The following is a 17,807-nucleotide window of genomic DNA, read 5'->3' on the forward strand; positions in this document are numbered from 1 at the left end:
TAATCCCTCGATAATACTGTGGCGTTGCCGCTATTCGGCCAGCGCCTGCCGAAACCGCGTTTTATTCTAAAGCAGCGGATTCTAGCAATTAATGGCGCGAATTGTAGTGGCTTTTGAGTCAAATTGGTTGGGTGCTTATAACAATTTGCGCAGGGCGTAGAGCTGCTCCAGCGCCTGACGCGGGGTCATATCGTCCGGATCCAACCCTTCCAGTGCCTCCACAGCCGGGTGCGGGGCGCTGCCGAACAGGTCTACCTGTGCGGGTGCGGCGGGCTTCACTTTGGCCTTGGGGGCAACAGGGGCAGGCTCCGGAACTACGGGCTCGGTGGGCTCCGCTTCAATCGCGGCCTTGGGGCCGGGGCCCGAATCGCGCGTAGTGTGTCCGGCTTCCAGGGCGGCCAGGCGTGCCTTGGCTTCATCCAGCACTTCCTGAGGAATACCGGCCAGTTTCGCCACCTGCAAACCGTAACTCTTGGAGGCCGGGCCTTCCTGAATACGGTGCAGGAATACGATGGAATCCCCGTGCTCGGTGGCGTTCAGGTGAATATTGGCCACTTCGCCGCACTGTGCGGGGAGTTCGGTCAATTCGAAATAGTGGGTCGCGAACAGGGTAAAGGCACGCACGCGGTCGGCGAGGAAATGCGCACAGGCCCAGGCCAGAGACAGACCATCGTAGGTGCTGGTACCGCGGCCGATTTCATCCATCAGGATCAGGCTGTGCTCGCTGGCGTTGCGCAGGATGTTCGCGGTCTCGGTCATTTCCACCATAAAGGTAGAACGGCCACCGGCCAGATCGTCGGCGCTGCCAATACGGGTAAAGATGCGATCGAGCAGGCCGATACGGGCGCTGTCGGCAGGTACGAAGCTGCCACAGTGCGCCAGTAGAGCGATCAGCGCGGTCTGGCGCATATAGGTCGATTTACCGCCCATGTTCGGGCCGGTGATGACCAGCATTCGGCGGGACGTGTGCAGGTCGATATCGTTGGCCACAAACGGGTCATCGAGGACCTGCTCTACTACCGGGTGGCGACCACCCTCCACATGGATGCCCGGCTGCTCGGACAGCTCCGGTTTCGTCAGTCGCAGCTGGTCTGCGCGCTCTGCCATATTCCCCAATACGTCCAGCTGGGAAACTGCTGCTGCAGCGGTTTGCAGCTCGGCAAGGGATTCGTTCAGGGTGGTGATCAGTTCCTCGTACAGGAACTTCTCGCGGGCGAGGGCACGGCTCTTGGCTGACAGGGCCTTGTCTTCAAACTCCTTCAGTTCCGGGGTGATGAAGCGCTCGGCATTCTTCAGGGTCTGGCGGCGGATATAGTCAGCCGGTGCCTTGTCGCTCTGGCCGCGGCTGATCTCGATAAAGTAGCCGTGCACCCGGTTGTAGCCAACTTTCAGGGTGGGAATGCCGGTGCGCTCTTTCTCGCGCACCTCCAGCTGGACCAGGTAATCACCGGCGTTTTCACTGATACCACGCAGCTCATCCAGCTCCTCATCGAAGCCGTCTGCGATCACACCGCCTTCACGGAGTACCACGGGTGGGTTTTCCACCAGCGCGCGCTGCAGCAGTTCCACGGTTTGTGGCCACTCACCCATTTCACGATTCAACTGCGCAAGCAGGGCTGCGTCGGTCTCGCTCTGTTGGCTTTGCAGTTCCGGGAATTGGGCCAGGGACATACCCAGACGGGACAGGTCGCGGGGGCGCGCAGAGCGCAGGGCCAGGCGGCCAAGAATCCGCTCCATATCACCGATGGGCTTCAGCGCTTCGCGCAGTGGCTCAAAACGGTAATCAGTAATCAATGCAGAAATCGCGTTCTGGCGCTGCTGCAAAGTATTCAGGTTGCGCAGCGGGTTGTTCAGCCAGCGGCGCAGCAGGCGGCTACCCATGGCCGTCTTACAGGCATCGAATACCGACAGCAGGGTGTTGTCGTCGCCACCGTTCAGGTTGGTGTCGATTTCCAGGTTGCGGCGGCTGGCTGGGTCCAGGGCGACGGTGTCTTCGCTGCGCTCGGTACGCAGGGTGCGAATATGGGGCAGCTCGGTGCGCTGGGTATCGCGGGCGTATTGCAGCAGGCAACCGGCGGCGCAGAGGGCCGCATGCATATGGCTGCAGCCGAAGGCTTCCAGGTCCATGGTGCCAAACTGGCGGTTCAGCAAGCGCAGGGCGCTTTCCAAATCGAATTCCCAGGGGGCGCGGCGGCGCACGCCGGGGCGGCGTTCGATTTCCACCGGTAGGGTCAGGTCTTCGGATACCAGCAATTCGGTGGGGCTGAAGCGCTGGATCTGCTCTGCCAGGGCCTCTTCACTGTCGACTTCCTGCACCGCGAAATGCCCGGTGCCCACATCCAGCAGCGCTAGACCAAATTGATCGCCCACCAAAACGGTGGAAGCCAGCAGGTTGTCACGGCGCTCGTTCAGCAGCGCTTCGTCGGTCACGGTGCCGGGCGTGACGATTCGCACAACCTTGCGCTCAACCGGACCCTTGGACGTGGCCGGGTCACCGATCTGCTCGGCAATGGCTACAGAGACGCCGGCCTTGATCAGCCGCGCCAGGTAGCCTTCCGCCGCATGGTAGGGAATACCGGCCATGGGAATTGGCTGGCCACCGGATTTACCGCGGGCAGTCAGGGTCACATCCAGCAGTTCGGCGGCTCGCTTGGCGTCGTCGTAGAACAGCTCGTAGAAATCACCCATGCGGTAAAACACCAGCTCGTGGGTGTGTTCCGCCTTGATGCGCAGGTACTGCTGCATCATGGGGGTGTGTTCGGGCTTGGATGTCTTGGCGGCGGCAGTTGCGGGCATTATAGAAAAATCTTTATAAAACAGTGGTTTAGTTGTTTTTAGTGCTGGCGCCAGATGGCGGTTGCCACCCGTTGCGGGCGGCCCATGCAAGCCGCGTAGGATACCAAATGGGGCGGTTGAGAACTATCGGACTGACTGGTCGACCAGGCGAGGTCGACAGAGTCACATCAACTATCCAAGAGCGCGCGCAAAAATTTTGATTTTCGAAGTCCGAGCAGATTTGCACGGACGCCCGCAGCCGCAAATATCGCTAGATTGGTGCCATCGACATCCGGGCGAAGGCGAAACATGGATTCAATAACAACTGTTTGTACCAATATCCCTCCAATGGAGGTCTGGCGCGCATGACATCCAAAGGAAATACGTTCTTTAATAGGCTGCGAGTGCTTCGTTGGCCGCTGGCGGTACTGCTAGTTGCGGCTTTATCGGTCTTTCTTTTACAGGGCGCTTTAAAAACAGGTCTGCGGGAGAGTTTTCTGCGGAACGGTGACTGGCGTACCAGTGAGAGTATAGGAGCTGCTGACGCGGATGCTGTGGTAAGGGCCATCGTTGCCATCGGCGGGCTTCTGGGCTCTACCCGTGAGGAATCGATGTACTACACCCTGAATTCGGTAGCCGGGGAGCCCCTGCGCTTGAATTGTCGTTATCGTATCGAGGGTAGTGATTACGATGCGAATTGGTGGAGCATTACTGCCTATGGCTGGGACTTCTATCTGATTCCCAATCAGGAGAAGCGCTATTCCTACAACAACGAAAATCTTATTCGGGGTGAGGATGGCCGCTGGGTTATTCGGGTAGGAGTCAGTGAGCAAGAGGGGAACTGGTTGCCTGTGGGGCCGTCCGGCACACTAGCTGAAACCAACTCGATGGCACATGATTTTGATCTACTGTTGCGCCTTTACACCCCAGGAAATGCCTACCTGCAGCACCCTGAATCGGCGCCGCTGCCTACGGTGATTAAGGAGGCTTGCTCATGAGCTGGGTGCGCTGGATAGCAGTTATTTTGGTATGTGGCTGGCTGGGGCAGTACCCTTTGGCCATGTTGGTCCCCCATCTCATTATGGAGCGGCTGTACAATAAAGTCGGTGACCGAACCGGCTACAACCAGATGTATGTAAATACTCGGCCTGATGAAACCTTTCGCAATGTGGTGCGCCCAAGCCCGGACCTGTTGTACGCCCTCTGTGTTTACAATCTGGAACAGGGGGCAGTAGTGATAAACGCTCCGGTACCTGAGCGCTACTGGTCCATGCAGTTTTACCAGATGAATACGGATAACTTTGCTGGTATCAGTAACCAGCGTGAGCAGCACACACGGGTCGGCACCCAGGTTGAAGTGACTTTAGTTGGCCCTGATGCCAACCCGGCGGAATACTCCGGCGAAGTCATTCAATCACCGACTGAGCGCGGTGTCATGCTGTTGCGTGCCTCGGCGATAGGCGATGAATCACAGGCACGGACTGCACTTGAAGGCAGTAGTTGCCAACAACAATTAAAATTCGTATCCACTTGATCAAAAACATAAATATAAATAGGGAGAGCTGATCATGAATCGTAAATATGGTGATTATAGAAAAACAGTCCTGGCTGGTGCTATTGCCAGTTTGACCGTCGCCAGCAGTGCAGGAGTAGCCGCGCAAGAGTTAACACTGGAAGAGGTCGTTGTCACGGCGCAAAAGCGTACAGAGAGCTTGCAGGATGTACCCATTTCAATTGCCGCTATGGGTGGCGAAAAAATTGATAATCTGGGAATTACCTCGCTTGAGGAATTAACGCAATACACTCCCAACGTGACCGTTAATAATGGCTCCGGGACTCCCAATCTGTTTATTCGCGGTATCGGTTCTGGTACCAATCAGGGTTTTGAACAGTCGGTAGGTATGTATACCGATGGTGTTTACGCGGCCCGCGGTCCGTTGGCTGCAGTTCCTACCACAATGGACCTAGAGCGCGTTGAAATACTCAAAGGACCGCAGGGTATTCTATTTGGTAAGAATACGGTTGCGGGTGCGATCAATATCACTAGCGCGAAGCCCACCGAAGAGTTTGAGGGTATGGCCGAGGTCCTGTACTCCCCCGAGTATGGCGATCAGCAATACAACCTGGTGCTATCTGGGCCGCTGGCTGAAAGCTTGTCCGGTCGTCTGGCAGTTCGCCACGACGCGACAGGGGATGGTTGGTGGGAAAATATTACCACCGGTGATGAAGGCCCCGATAGCGACAACGTTTATGCCCGCGCCAGCCTGCGCTGGATGGCCGGCGATAATCTAGAGATCAACGCCAAGTACGAATCCGGTGATTTTCAGAGCGGAGCAACGCCAGGGGCGATATACCAGTCGGACTTTGCAGGGCAGCAGAACTTTGCCGGGTCGGTGCCGATTCCAGTGGTGTCTGATAGGGAGAAAGGCGCGGGGGAAGCTGGAACCCGTAAAGCGGTGAACACAGACGTGTTTGCGTTGACAGTCGATTGGGATTTCGAATTTGCGACCTTCACGTCGATTTCAGCCTACTCGGTCTACGATATGATGTCGACGGGCGATACCGATATCGTCGCAGCGCCCTCGATTACCCGTACACGATGGGAAGATTACGAACAGTACAGTCAGGAATTGCGTCTGGTATCACCGGGTGGCGAAACGATCGACTGGATTGCTGGCGCCTACTACCAGAGCAGTGATCTGGATATCAGCCGTCGCCTGGACGCGCTGGATTTTGCGCAGTCTGGCCCCTTGAATAGCGCCCCGCTGTATCTTCCTGGCCCTGGCGTGCCCAGTGTTTTCGATCAGGAAGGGGAGAGCTGGGCCGTGTTTGCGCAAAGTACCTGGAACGCCTCTGACGTCCTGCGCTTGAGCTTGGGCCTGCGCTATAACGAGGAGTCCAAGGAGCTGGATAAGATAGTTGACTCTTCTGGCCTGCTGGTCCGGACTCCTACCGGATTTTCTCCTATCGACGGTCAGGCCCAGCTAATTGAAGACCTGCGCCAGCACAGTTTTACCGACCTCAGTCGTGAAGAAGCCAAGTGGACTTACTCCACGAACGTCCAATGGGATGTGAGTGAAGACACCATGCTGTATACGAGCGTCAGTACCGGCTTCAAGGGCGGCGGCTACGACGAGGCCTACAGTGGTGCTGGCTATGAGATTCGCCGATTCCACCCTGCGCTAGGTCCGCTTCCTCCTGTCGAGGGCAACGACCCGTCGATACTTGAGTATGAACCTGAAGAAGTTCTCACCTATGAAGCTGGGGCGAAAATGCGTCTGCTGGATGGTGCTGCAGAATTGAATATCGCTGTATTTAGAATGGACTATGACGACCTGCAGACCAGTTCTCTCATTGGGGACGTTTACCGTGTGGGTAATGCCGGCGAAGCGATCAGTCAGGGCGCAGAAGTGGATGGCCGCATCAGGCTATCCGAGCGCTTGTCTGTCGGTGGTGCAGTGGCTTATCTTGATGCCTACTACGCGGACTTTAGCGGCGCCACTTGTACCACTCCGCAAGCGATGGATCCGGCGAACAATCCCGGTTGTCTACTTGAAGATGGCACCAATATTGTCGCAGCGGGTCAGAGGGGCGGTCAGGACCTGAAAGGGGAGACCCTGGTCTATGCTCCAGATCTGAGTGCGAACCTTAATGCACAGTATGTCGTTCCTGTGGGCGGTAGTATGGAGCTGACCAGTGCTGTGGATGTGAACTATAGCGATGAGTTTTACTCTGCTCTCGACCTCGATCCAAATACCAAACACGACGATACGGCTATCTTTAATGCCCGTGTTGCGCTGGCCAGTAACGATAACAGCTGGGTAGTGGCTCTGGTTGGTAAGAACCTGACCGACGAAACGACGTATATCTGGAAAAACGATGTGCCGGTAACTAATTCCAATAGTTACTATGGCGTGCCGGAGCGACCACGCTCCATTTCCCTACAGGCGCGCTACAACTTCTAAGATTCTTTCCACGTGCTAATCCAAAGACCGCTTATATATTGTTATAAGCGTTCTTTGGTTGCTCATAATTTTTAGGCCGTCGTACTCTCTTGGCCTAAATAAATAATGCGCTTATGAGAAACTTATGAGTTCATCCTCCAGTAAGTCACGCATCTCCAATGATTTGTACGCTAATAAATCCCCGGGTCTTATTCTGGGGTTTTTGATGCTGCTAAATATCATCAATATGGTGGATAGAAATTTACTTGCGGGTTTCGGTCCTCAAGTGGTTTCCGACCTTAACCTGAGTGATAGTGAATTTGGATTGCTGACAGGTGCTATTTTTGTTTTTTTCTACTCTATCATGGGGCTGGTGATGGGGTTCTTGGCGGATCGCTATCATAGGCCGCGGATCATCGCTGTGGGGCTTGTGGTGTGGAGCGTACTTACTGCCTATTCAGGGATCGCTAAAAATTTTCTGCAGCTGGCCATTGCACGCTTGTTTATTGGTGTGGGTGAATCTTGCCTGGCTCCCACATCCATGTCGTTACTGTCTGACTTGTACCCATCGCGTAAGCGCGGTTTGGTTTCTGCAATCTATTACCTTGGCTTGCCACTCGGCGCCGGCGGTAGCTTTGTTGTTGCAGGTGTTCTTGGCCCGAAAATAGGATGGAGGAATTCATTTCTGATCATGGGGGCGCTCGGTTTGGTGCTCACATTGCCTCTTCTACTGATGAAAGACGCACCGCGCGGGAGAGAGGATTTTATTGAAAAGAGCGACTCCGGTAAAGAAGGCTGGCGGCACTTTTGGGAAACGCTTAAGCAGCGACCGGCACTAATGTTCACTATGATGGGCGCAATTTTTTTACATATTCCAATTGGCGCGGCGAACTTTACACAGATTTGGCTGGTTAGAGAGCGCGGCTTTGGAGCCTCCGATATTGCAACCCTATACGGAATTTTCTTCATTGTTTTTGGCGTATTGGGCACGTTGCTCGGCGGTATTTTGGGTGATTGGTATAACGCGCGTCACAAAGGGGGTAGGGTTCGACTTCTCGCTATTATGATGCTTGTGTTAGCACCGCTGCTGCTCGGGTATCGTTTGGTGGATCCGTCTTCGCCCTTTTTCTATATCGGGATGTGCACCGGACTGTTCTTGATGTCCGTATTCTACGGTCCGGCATTCTCAACGATTCAGGATCTATCACCAGTCAGAATGCGAGCGCGTATGACGGCACTGCTTTTGATTGCCTGCAACCTGATTGGGCTGGGTCTGGGTTCAGTGATAACAGGGGTTGTAAGTGACTTGCTTCAAGACGCTGCGGTGGAAAATTCCCTCACCTTCTCTCTACTTGCAGCGGATCTGATGTCTCTATTGACCATTCCTTGCTTTTTCTTGGCATCTTTGCAAATCGCGAGGTCACAGGTGGGCGAGGTTTTGGGTAACCAAATAGATCAACTCCCGAGCCGAGGTTTGTCGTAGTTTTTAGTTGTGAAAATATGAGCTTTGTAGCGGGGTTTGTAGTTTAAAAGACCTGCATTATTTGCTCGCTGATGGGGATAGATTTTTTCTGGATGGAAATCCTGTAAGTGCAGATTTCTTGTCTATCAGGCGGTCGAGTAGGGCATGTCGGTTTCGTTGATCTTCGTGATGGTTTGTGTACGTCATTTTGACTTCGCGACCATTAATGAAAATAAAATAATGATGAGATTAACTAATGAAACAGATAAACAATTACAGAGATATTTTTCGTCTTGTTGCCAGTGCCACTGGTATGTGCGGTAGAGGTTTTACACGATTTTATATGATCCTGGTGCTGGCGTTTTTTTCTGCGGAGTCCGCGACTGCAGATATTATGACAACTACGAATATCGGCGGTGTGAGTGTTGAGATTCGCCGGGCTGGCAATGGGGTTTATCCATTGGTCATATTCTCTCACGGGATGGGGGGCTGTCCTGGCAATACCAATGGGATTCAAAGCCGACTCGCTGATGCAGGCTACATCGTGGTTGCCCCGAAACACGATGACTGCCTCACGGGCAATACAACGCCGGACGTCCCTTGGACGCAACCAGAGAACTGGACCGACCAAACCAATGTTGATCGGCGTGATGACATGCACGCGGTCCTCGACGCCTTACCGTCAAGCGCCTACTCACAGTACATCGAAGGGTTCAGTAACATTGGCTGCATGGGGCACTCGATGGGCGGCTACACGTGTATGGGTATTGCTGGGGCATGGAGTAGCTGGGCGCGCAGCGAGGTCGGTGCGGTTGCAGCGCTCTCGCCCTGGCATAGACCGTTAATGGTACAAAATCGGGTTGGTGATATGACCAATGGGCAAACCCTATATCAGGGCGGTACCTTGGATAGCACGATCACTCCCGAGCTTATACAGGCCGGCGGTACTTACGCTCAGACGTCGCCCTCAAAATACGGGCAGGTATTTTATCGGGCGGGGCACTCTGCATGGACGGATGGCTGGCTGTCTAGCCGGTTCCATGACGAGATGGCCTATTACCTGGTTTCATTTTTCGATGCGTATCTCAAGCACGGTTCTGTGTCGGATCTTGAGGTCAAGAAATCGCGAGTGGACACTCTGGATTACGAGCACTAGCGCTGGGTGTACTAGTAGGGCTACGCGCAGTCGAAACTCCTGAAGTGAGTGTGCGTCGCCGGTCTAGCTAACCTAGCATGCACTCGCCATCAACTTTTTGGCGAGTGCGCTGTATATATGAATGCTATTCGTTGATGTTCTGTGCCGCGGATAAGATCTCGGTTTCAGATGCCTCAGCCATTGCCCGCTTAAATTTAGTTGGCGTCATGTTGGTGGCTCGCTTGAATGCATCATAAAAGGATGATTTGGATTTAAAGCCAACTTCTGCAGCCAATTCCACAACGGGTAGATTTGCAGTTTTAGGGTCCAGCAATATACGTCTGGCCAGATCTATCCGATAACTGTTGACAAAACTGAAGAAATTTTGACTCATCTGACCATTCAGTACCTGTGAAGCCTGAGGGGCTGTCAAACCTGCAGCTTCGGCTAGTTCGGGCAGGGTTAGGTCAGAGTCCAAGTACAACTGCTCATTTTGCATGACTTGCATAAGTTTGATTTTGTAGCGCTGGCCGTCCTCGCTACTCATTTTGGAGCGCTTGTACTTAGCGTCCGGCTCAACCGGAGCGTTTTCTGTGTCCACAGGGCTGTCTACGGTTATCGTACGACTGCCTGAGAAAGAGCCCTCTGCATCCTTCGGCGGGGAGAACGGTTCGTGCTCTTTTAACCAAGCCGGTTCGCTATCTTTTGCCTGAATTACACCGCTGATCAGGCTGGGCTGAAGCAGTGCGCTGATTGCTACGGCGTAAAAAAGAGCCACGAGTAACACCGCATAAGCATTCGCGAACGGAGTCGAAAGATCATAGAGATTCAGAAATAAGGGCAGTCGGTTAAATAGTAGCAGTAGTCCAAGAACAGCGAGGAACGTAATGGTTAGTAAGCGCAACCACCTTAGATTCATATGTTCCAGCGATGAAAAATGTTGTTCTAGTCGTTTGTTGTGATCTCTGATAAGCCTCAGGACCAGCAAGCCATAGCACGTCGACTGTACTGCAAAAAATATGAAGTGAAAGTATGACTCGATTAATGCGCGCCAGAAGCTACCCATAAAGCTCCATATGATCGCTTCAGTTGTCGGGTCACTTCCCAGGTAGTTCCATAAATAGGCGGTGAAAAGTCGCTGTTGGTCGGGGTCAAGTTGCCAAAACTTTAAGTTGTTTACCGTAAAAAACACAATAGCCGGGAGAAAATGCCAGCAATGCCGATAGTTTAGCCTTGTCCCTGTAATGCTTAACGCATATAGATAGAGTAATGGGCCCCAAGTAAAGCGGAGTTGACTGAGAATGATCGAGAACTGGGGGTAATCCTGAAAAACACCCAATTGGATTAGCAGCTTTTGTAACAGGATGGCGGCAGTGGCGAGGACCAGAGTCGCCATAATGGCGTTGGCAAGGCGGTGCCCAGAGTGGGCATAGAGCAAGACCCCCGCCATGACAACACCCTGCACAACGCCGATCCCACAAAGAAAATTAACCAGGCTCATTATTATTAGATTCTCATTTCCCTAGAAAGACTGACAGTAACATCTCAGGTGTATGGATTGTTGTCAAATTTCACTATGCCACTAAACCGTGCGGGTGTCTCAGGGTGAAATATACAGTTATCACTATGTGTGTTGGTAGCGAAATAGGTGCAGTCGAGATATTTGAGGTGGTTTAACAGCTCTAGTTGAACCTTTTCTGGGTGTTTCAGGTTCGTAGTTTTAGCAGTTCGAATAGATTTTCTAAGTTTGAATTGGTTAGGTTTAACGAGTAGCGAAATATGAAAAAATTGAAAGAATTTTATCGGGTAGTTAAAGAGTTTTTGAAGATTGCCCCAACTTTGTTTACTTACAAACCTCCCGCGGATGATGAGTTTCAATCTATGGGGCTTTTGTTTGAAAAGACAGCAAAAAAGTATTCGGATAGGCTGGCCATAATTTTTGAAGGGCGTGAACTGAAGTGGGGTGAATTTAATCGCTTGGTAAACCAGTTCGCGCACGGGCTCAAGAAGCTGGGTGTCCAGCGCGGAGATGTCGTATCTGTATTTCTTGATAATCGTATTGAACTCTTAGCATCGGTATTGGCTTTGGCTAAGATTGGAGCTACCGCTGCGTTGATCAATAATAGCTTGCGCGGAAAGCCATTGGCGCACTGCGTGACTGTTGCCGAGTCGAAGAAAGTTTTGGTTGGAGAGGAGGTGCTGGGAGCCATCGAAGACGTTCGATCTGAATTGGAATTGGCCGATAAAGATTATTTTTGGCTGCGCGATGATCCTATCCAATCAGATTCCGAAACTGTGCCGGACTGGTGTGTTGATTTCAGTGCTGTTGTGCCAACAATGTCGGAATCAAATCCCGTTGAAACGGCGGATATTCTGGCTGGGGAAAAGGCGCTATATATCTATACTTCAGGAACAACTGGTTTGCCTAAGCCCGCGGTGATCTATCATCGTCGTTTTCTCTCCGCGGCCGTTCCCTATAATGCGGCGGGATTGCAGGCCAAGGTTGATGATCGTATTTATATGTGTCTCCCTCTGTATCACATTACCGGTCTGGGGCCTGGATTTGGTTCCGCTCTGGTCTCCGGTGCGTCAATATTTTTACGGCGCCGGTTTTCTGCCAGTAAGTTTTGGTGTGAGGTGCAGGAGCACCGGACTAACCTGTTTGTGTATGTCGGGGAATTATGCCGCTACCTGACCATGCAACCGGAATGCCCGGAAGAGAAAAACAATCCGATCAAAACGATGATGGGCAATGGTTTACGGCCTGATGTGTGGGATCAATTCCGGAAGCGCTTTAAAGTAGATCGAATTGCTGAAATTTATGGGTCCAGCGAAGGTAATGCGGTTTTCATGAATTTTTTGAACAAAGATCGTACTATCGGCGCCAGTGCGGCTTCGTTGATGCTGGCTAAATACGATTTGGATAATGATGAGTTAGTGAGAGATCCTCTAGGAAACCTTATCGAGGTTGAATTTGGGGACCCGGGTCTATTGCTTGCTGAAATCAACGATAAGTACCGCTTTGATGGTTACAAAAATCGTGATGCATCGGAAGAAAAAATTATCCGTGATGTGAAGAAAAAAGGTGACAGTTGGTTTAACACTGGTGATTTGATCCGTCAGATCGATGTGGGTTTTGCGATGGGTATACCGCATTTTCAGTTTGTCGATCGGGTGGGTGATACCTTCCGCTGGCGGGCAGAAAATGTCTCCACTAATGAGGTAGCGGAAGTTCTCAATACCTGCGAGCAGGTGGATATTGCCAATGTCTACGGTGTAGAAGTACCGGGAGCCGAGGGGCGGGCTGGTATGGTGGCCCTGACATTGGCAGAGGGTGTGGAGTTTGATGCGGAATCCTTTGCTACTTTTGTGCGAAAGGAGTTGCCTGCCCATGCTCGCCCGATATTTGTACGCCTGCAAGAGAGCGTCGAAACCACCGTTACCTTTAAACTGTTTAAGAGTAAGTTGAAAAAAGAGGCTTATCACTTGGATCAATGCAGTGACCGGATCTATGTGTTAAAGCCTAAATTCAACTCCTATGAACCTTTAGAACAGGGATTTTATCAGCAACTCGTAGAAGGTACGGCGGGTTATTGATTTAGTAAAGGCAATATATCTAGCTCGGAATTTTTGCACGAACTTTAAAGTTGGATCGTCCATGGCGCCATTGATGAGTTTATCTCTTTCAGCATATCTATCCGTCGCGCCTTTAAAGCCGTCTTAAAGATTGTGCAGTGGTAACTGACTCGTCTGCTTCATTGTCTCCATCACAAAGCTGGAGCTCACATCAAACAGGTCTGCCTTGATGAGCTCCTTGTACAGGCGGTCGTACCCGGGCATATCGGTTACTACTGCCTTGACAAGATAATCCAGATCACCACTCATCCGGTGTACTTCCAGTATCTCGGGAATCCCGGCGACGACTTCGCGAAAGCGGTTGGACCATGCATCGTTGTGCCGGTTAGTACGCACAGAGATGTATACGGTGAGGGGCAGGTTTACCTTCTCCGGGTTCAGCAGGGTCACCCGTTCGCGAATCACCTGTTCCTTCTCGAGCCTTTGGATACGTCGCCAGCAGGCGGACTTGGAGATGCCGACTTGCTCGGCGATGTCACCGACGGACCGCCCAGCATCCCTTTGCAGTAGTTCGAGGATCGAACGGTCCTGCTTGTCGAGTTTCAGCTCAGCCATGTTGCTTCCTTTACCTGCCCGTGCCTGTCCGACGGATCTCTTGAGGGGGGTATGAGCCACTTTAGCGAATTTTTAACCGCTTGTGAAACAATGTGCCGAAAAGTCTTCGCATTTGACACGCTGTGCCGATATTGTGGTGTTTGGTCGAACATTTAGAAGCAATGTTTCAGGCGCAGAGCCCTACAATTTGCCCCGATTCACACCGTTTAGGAAAAGAATAATGGGCGCAGTGCACAACGTATTACTTGAGAAGATTCTTCAGTCCGTCATTGGCGAAGGCTCACAGATCACCACCTGTTTTGGTCAAAAGCCGCTCGTTTACGCGGATTACACGGCGTCTGGCCGCGCCCTCGATTTCATCGAGGACTTTATTCGAGAACAGGTTTTGCCCTATTACGCGAATACGCACACCGAAACCTCGTATACCGGTGCGCAAACCACGCGGCTGCGGGAGGAGGCCAGGCAGCAGATTCGGTCTGCAGTGAATGGTAGTGCGGATGATCAGGTCATTTTTTGCGGGTCTGGCGCGACGGCCGCAATCAACAAGCTCATTGATATTCTGGGGTTTAGAAACAGTGAGGCTGAATCCTGTGTGCAGCGCCCGGTCGTTTTTATTGGCCCCTATGAACATCACTCCAATGAATTGCCGTGGCGAGAGTGCGATGTAGACCTGGTCACGATTCCTTTGACCGAAGCCGGTGTTCTTGACCTCGCAGCACTGGAATCTGCGCTGATTCGGTATCAAGACAGAGCAGTGAAAGTGGGCTCCTTTTCAGCGGCCTCTAATGTAACGGGATTAAAAACGGATACGGCTGCGGTATCGCGTTTGCTACACCGATATGGCGCTATCTCATGCTGGGACTATGCTGCCGCGGCGCCCTATGTGGGTATCGATATGGCCGGGGAGCAGAACGAAAGCGGGGACTCGAGCCTGGATGCCGTGTTTATTTCCACCCATAAATTTGTGGGAGGGCCCGGTACCCCGGGCATTCTGGTAGTGAAAAAGCACCTGATGCAAAACCCTATTCCGGCTGTCCCCGGCGGTGGCACCGTGCTTTACGTTACGCCAGAAGATCACCGTTACCTGACGAATTGCGAGCGCCGCGAGGAAGGCGGAACCCCGGCAATTGTTGAATCAATTCGTGCCGGTCTGGTGTTCAAGTTGCAACAGGATGTTGGTACGGACGAGATCGAACGTCGTGAAGCGGATTTTGTTGCGCGTGCTATCGCGCGCTGGAACGAGCACGAAAATATTGAAATCCTGGGCAGTACCGAGGCTCCGCGTCTATCCATTGTTTCACTCAGGGTGAAGTATCAACAGCAAGATTTGCACTACAGCTTTGTGGTTGCGTTACTAAACGACCTGTTTGGTATTCAGGTCCGCGGCGGCTGTTCCTGCGCCGGGCCCTATGGTCATAGCCTGCTCGGTATGAGCATGCAGCAGAGTAAAGCGATTGAAGCGCAATTACTCGAGGGAAATATGGTGCTACGCCCCGGTTGGGTGCGACTGAACTTTAATTATTTTATTGATGAAGACACCTTCGAGTACCTATTGCGCGCGGTTGAACTGGTGGCGGAGCACGGTTGGAAGTTGTTGCCGTACTACTACTTCGATACTGCTAATGGAACCTGGCGTTACCAGAAGAAGGCGCTTTCACCCGAAGTGAGCTTGAATACACTGGACTTCTCAGAACCTGCGGCGGCAGCAAGTGCGCAGGTCGACACTTCTTATGCCGAGCTACTGGCGCAAGCTGAGCAGGAGCTGTTGCGCACCGACCGCGAGGGCGAGACCTATCGTTTGGAACTCTCGGATGCGGCCGATGCGCTACGCTGGTTTGTCTTGCCGCAAAGCATCTCTGTTCTACAGATGGGTGACCAGGCTGCCTGAGGTCCAGCGGGGAAGAATTAAGTGAGCGGAGAAATTTGGTGGGTGGCAAGATGATGTCAGGGGTACTTAGCTGTACCCCTGACATCATTATCCCAGCTTTTATTTTGCGGGCTTGAACTAGCGGTCTACGCCAGCTGCAAGTGTTTGTTTACCGGCAGGTCTCGGATACGCTCACCGCAAGCGGCAAAAATGGCATTGGTAATACTGGGTGCAACAGGCGGCACTCCGGGTTCACCTACACCCGCAGGTGCGTGCTCGGTACCCATTAAGGTCACACTCATCTTGGGGCTCTGCTGCATGCGTAGCAAGGGGTAGTCATGGAAGTTGCTGTTGGTTACCGCACCCTTCTCCATGTTAATTCCGCCCATCAGGGCCAGGCTCAAGCCAAAGACCATGGAACCCTCCATCTGTGATTCCACTCGATCCGGGTTCACCGCCAAGCCTACGTCCGCAACACAGTGCATTTCCTTGATCGCGACCCGGCCATTTTCCACCGCTACTTTGGTGGCAATGCCCACGTAGGATAGGAAGCTGCGGTGCACGGCAATACCCCAGCCTTCACCCGCTTTTTGTACGTGGTCACCCTTTTGCGAGAGGTCTGCTTTCTCGGCGGTGGCTGCCAGTACCTGCTTCAGGCGCGCGGTATCCAGCGGGAAGTCTTTCAGGCTGGCACCGTGGTTGCCGTACTCGAAGTTACCCTGGTTTGGGTCGATGTGCCGGTCCTCGCCAATCAGCTCCAGCAGGAATTCATCCGGCTTGCGATTGCGCAGGTGTGCCAGCTCATCGGCGAAACTGCACACGCCAAAGGCATTCTGGATATTGGATACGGAACGCAGCCAGCCGATACGTGCTTCATATTCTGCGGGCGCGGTTTCACATTGGCGGTGGGCAATATCAAAAGGTATGTCGGCAAAGCCGAGGCTGAGTTCCCCGTTGCTCGGGTGCTCTACGCCGTTCGCAAAGGTGCCGCTAATGGTTGGGAAGGCGGTGCGCTGCTGCCAGCCAGTTACCTGGCCGTCGTCATCCATGGCGGCCTCAAAATGCGAGGCGGCGGCCGCGTGGAAGTAATCGTGGCGAATATCGTCTTCACGGCTCCAAACGACTTTTACCGGGCGCTGCATTTTCTTTGCTAGCAGTGCGGCTTCAACCGCGAAGTCCGGTTTGGATTTACGGCCGAAGCCACCACCCAGCAGTGTCACATTGACTTTTATCTGCTCGGGAGTGAGGCCGAGCGCATTGGCGACATGTTGCTGTGTGGCTTGGGGTACCTGTACACAGGCCCAGATTTCACAGTGATCGTCTTTCACTACTGCAGTGGCACTCGGCGGTTCCATACTCGCGTGTGCGAGATAGGGGACCGAATAGGTTGCACTGTGCTTGTTGGCTGCACTGGCAAGACTGGAAGCGACATCACCGTATTTGGTAACCACTTTACCGGGCTGCTGTACTCGCTGCTTCAGTGTTTCGATGAAAGGCGCGCTGTCGTGGCTAGCGTGGCTGGTGTCGGTCCACTGGATGTTGAGTGCTTTGCGGGCTTTCATGGCCGCCCAGGTGTTGGTAGCAAGTACCGCAACACCGGCGAGGGGGTGGAATAGCGGCGGTTCAATACCACCATCCATATTTTCGATTGCAACCACACCGGAAATTTTGCGGGCAGCGCTATCGTCCACCGAGGCCACCTTGGACCCAAGCACGGGGGCGCGCTCAATACTGGCGATCAGCATGTCTTCCAGAATGACATCCTGGCCAAAAACACCTTTGCCTTGCACGATTGCTGGCGTGTCGTAGGTGGCGACGGGCTTGCCAATATAGTTGAAGTTTGCCGGCGTTTTCAGGACGAGGGTGTCTTCTGCCGGTACTTTTTGGGTCGCAGCGAGTTCGGCCAGTTCGCCGAAGCTCGCAGAGCGGCTACTGGCTGAGTGGTGTACGCGGTGCTTGCGTGCCTGACACTCGCTCGCGGGCACGGACCATAACTGTGCGGCGGCTTGTTCCAGCATGGTGCGGGCACTGGCGCCCATGGTGCGCATGGTGGTGTAAAAATTACGAATACTGCGCGAGCCGTCGGTATTCTGGTTGCCGTAACGCTTGTCGCCGAGACCCTGCACTACCTCCACCAGATCCCAATCGGCTTCCAGTTCGTCGGCGACCACTTGTGGCAGGCCGGTGCGGATGCCCTGGCCCATTTCCGAGCGGTGACACACGATGGAAACGGTATTGTCTTTGGCGATACTGACAAACAGGTTTAATGGTGCTGCGGACTTGTCTTTGGCCGCAGTACCGGCAATGTCGGCCCACGCGGGCTGGAAGTTGGGTAGGGTAGCTCCGAGAATCAGGCCGGAGCTGCTTACACCGGCGAGCTTGAGGAAGCGGCGGCGGTCTACGAGTGAAATTGCGTTTGTGTTATCCGTCATT

Annotated in this window: 11 protein-coding genes; 7 read left to right on the top strand and 4 right to left on the bottom strand. The window is 53.2% G+C overall.

Annotated elements, in window-relative coordinates; genetic code table 11:
• Window positions 1-135: 135 nt before the first annotated feature.
• Window positions 136-2,796, bottom strand: a complete 2,661-nt coding sequence (gene mutS, locus KUV22_RS00480; RefSeq protein WP_222227706.1) for a DNA mismatch repair protein MutS — start codon at window positions 2,794-2,796, stop codon at window positions 136-138.
• 344 nt (window positions 2,797-3,140) lie between these two features.
• Between mutS and KUV22_RS00485 the strand changes: the two genes are divergently transcribed.
• The 5 genes from KUV22_RS00485 (at window position 3,141) to KUV22_RS00505 (ending at window position 9,337) form a co-directional block, all read left to right on the top strand.
• Complete coding sequence (locus tag KUV22_RS00485; RefSeq protein WP_222227707.1) at window positions 3,141-3,773, top strand: DUF1214 domain-containing protein; 633 nt, start codon at window positions 3,141-3,143, stop codon at window positions 3,771-3,773.
• On the top strand, window positions 3,770-4,309 hold the full coding sequence (locus tag KUV22_RS00490) for a DUF1254 domain-containing protein (protein ID WP_222227708.1): 540 nt from the start codon (window positions 3,770-3,772) through the stop codon (window positions 4,307-4,309). Before KUV22_RS00485 ends, KUV22_RS00490 begins: the two co-directional genes overlap by 4 nt.
• Window positions 4,310-4,343: 34 nt before the next feature.
• Window positions 4,344-6,740 carry a TonB-dependent receptor gene (locus tag KUV22_RS00495; protein WP_222227709.1) on the top strand — a complete coding sequence of 799 codons (2,397 nt, stop codon included), beginning with the start codon at window positions 4,344-4,346 and terminating at the stop codon, window positions 6,738-6,740.
• A gap of 124 nt (window positions 6,741-6,864) precedes the next feature.
• Window positions 6,865-8,202 carry a spinster family MFS transporter gene (locus tag KUV22_RS00500; protein ID WP_222227710.1) on the top strand — a complete coding sequence of 446 codons (1,338 nt, stop codon included), beginning with the start codon at window positions 6,865-6,867 and terminating at the stop codon, window positions 8,200-8,202.
• Window positions 8,203-8,575: 373 nt separating this feature from the next.
• The gene (locus KUV22_RS00505) at window positions 8,576-9,337 is read left to right on the top strand and encodes an alpha/beta hydrolase family protein (protein WP_222227711.1); all 762 of its coding nucleotides are present in this window, start codon (window positions 8,576-8,578) and stop codon (window positions 9,335-9,337) included.
• A gap of 124 nt (window positions 9,338-9,461) precedes the next feature.
• Here the strand turns inward: KUV22_RS00505 and KUV22_RS00510 are convergent, their stop codons facing one another.
• Window positions 9,462-10,817: a helix-turn-helix domain-containing protein gene (locus KUV22_RS00510; protein WP_222227712.1), complete on the bottom strand. Its 1,356-nt coding sequence runs from the start codon at window positions 10,815-10,817 to the stop codon at window positions 9,462-9,464.
• A gap of 278 nt (window positions 10,818-11,095) precedes the next feature.
• Between KUV22_RS00510 and KUV22_RS00515 the strand changes: the two genes are divergently transcribed.
• Entirely contained in the window at window positions 11,096-12,913 is a 1,818-nt protein-coding gene (locus KUV22_RS00515; protein ID WP_222227713.1) for a long-chain-acyl-CoA synthetase, read from the top strand.
• Window positions 12,914-13,036: 123 nt separating this feature from the next.
• Here the strand turns inward: KUV22_RS00515 and KUV22_RS00520 are convergent, their stop codons facing one another.
• Complete coding sequence (locus KUV22_RS00520) at window positions 13,037-13,507, bottom strand: Lrp/AsnC family transcriptional regulator (protein WP_222227714.1); 471 nt, start codon at window positions 13,505-13,507, stop codon at window positions 13,037-13,039.
• A 220-nt stretch (window positions 13,508-13,727) separates the two neighbouring features.
• On the opposite strand from KUV22_RS00520, the gene KUV22_RS00525 reads away from it, so the two are divergent.
• Complete coding sequence (locus KUV22_RS00525; RefSeq protein WP_222227715.1) at window positions 13,728-15,395, top strand: aminotransferase class V-fold PLP-dependent enzyme; 1,668 nt, start codon at window positions 13,728-13,730, stop codon at window positions 15,393-15,395.
• Window positions 15,396-15,520: 125 nt separating this feature from the next.
• Here the strand turns inward: KUV22_RS00525 and KUV22_RS00530 are convergent, their stop codons facing one another.
• Window positions 15,521-17,806: a xanthine dehydrogenase family protein molybdopterin-binding subunit gene (locus KUV22_RS00530; RefSeq protein ID WP_222227716.1), complete on the bottom strand. Its 2,286-nt coding sequence runs from the start codon at window positions 17,804-17,806 to the stop codon at window positions 15,521-15,523.
• Window position 17,807 lies beyond the last annotated feature (1 nt).

It is taken from the genome of Microbulbifer agarilyticus, from assembly GCF_019800665.1.
Taxonomy (GTDB): domain Bacteria; phylum Pseudomonadota; class Gammaproteobacteria; order Pseudomonadales; family Cellvibrionaceae; genus Microbulbifer; species Microbulbifer agarilyticus_C.

What these genes read in the sequence shown, in the direction of transcription:
- KUV22_RS00505 (WP_222227711.1), top strand. Translation starts at nt 8,576, where the DNA reads ATGACAACTACGAATATCGGCGGTGTGAGTGTTGAGATTCGCCGGGCT.
- mutS (WP_222227706.1), bottom strand. Translation starts at nt 2,796, where the DNA reads ATGCCCGCAACTGCCGCCGCCAAGACATCCAAGCCCGAACACACCCCC.
- KUV22_RS00500 (WP_222227710.1), top strand. Translation starts at nt 6,865, where the DNA reads ATGAGTTCATCCTCCAGTAAGTCACGCATCTCCAATGATTTGTACGCT.
- KUV22_RS00495 (WP_222227709.1), top strand. Translation starts at nt 4,344, where the DNA reads ATGAATCGTAAATATGGTGATTATAGAAAAACAGTCCTGGCTGGTGCT.
- KUV22_RS00485 (WP_222227707.1), top strand. Translation starts at nt 3,141, where the DNA reads ATGACATCCAAAGGAAATACGTTCTTTAATAGGCTGCGAGTGCTTCGT.
- KUV22_RS00525 (WP_222227715.1), top strand. Translation starts at nt 13,728, where the DNA reads ATGGGCGCAGTGCACAACGTATTACTTGAGAAGATTCTTCAGTCCGTC.
- KUV22_RS00510 (WP_222227712.1), bottom strand. Translation starts at nt 10,817, where the DNA reads ATGAGCCTGGTTAATTTTCTTTGTGGGATCGGCGTTGTGCAGGGTGTT.
- KUV22_RS00530 (WP_222227716.1), bottom strand. Translation starts at nt 17,806, where the DNA reads ATGACGGATAACACAAACGCAATTTCACTCGTAGACCGCCGCCGCTTC.
- KUV22_RS00515 (WP_222227713.1), top strand. Translation starts at nt 11,096, where the DNA reads ATGAAAAAATTGAAAGAATTTTATCGGGTAGTTAAAGAGTTTTTGAAG.
- KUV22_RS00520 (WP_222227714.1), bottom strand. Translation starts at nt 13,507, where the DNA reads ATGGCTGAGCTGAAACTCGACAAGCAGGACCGTTCGATCCTCGAACTA.
- KUV22_RS00490 (WP_222227708.1), top strand. Translation starts at nt 3,770, where the DNA reads ATGAGCTGGGTGCGCTGGATAGCAGTTATTTTGGTATGTGGCTGGCTG.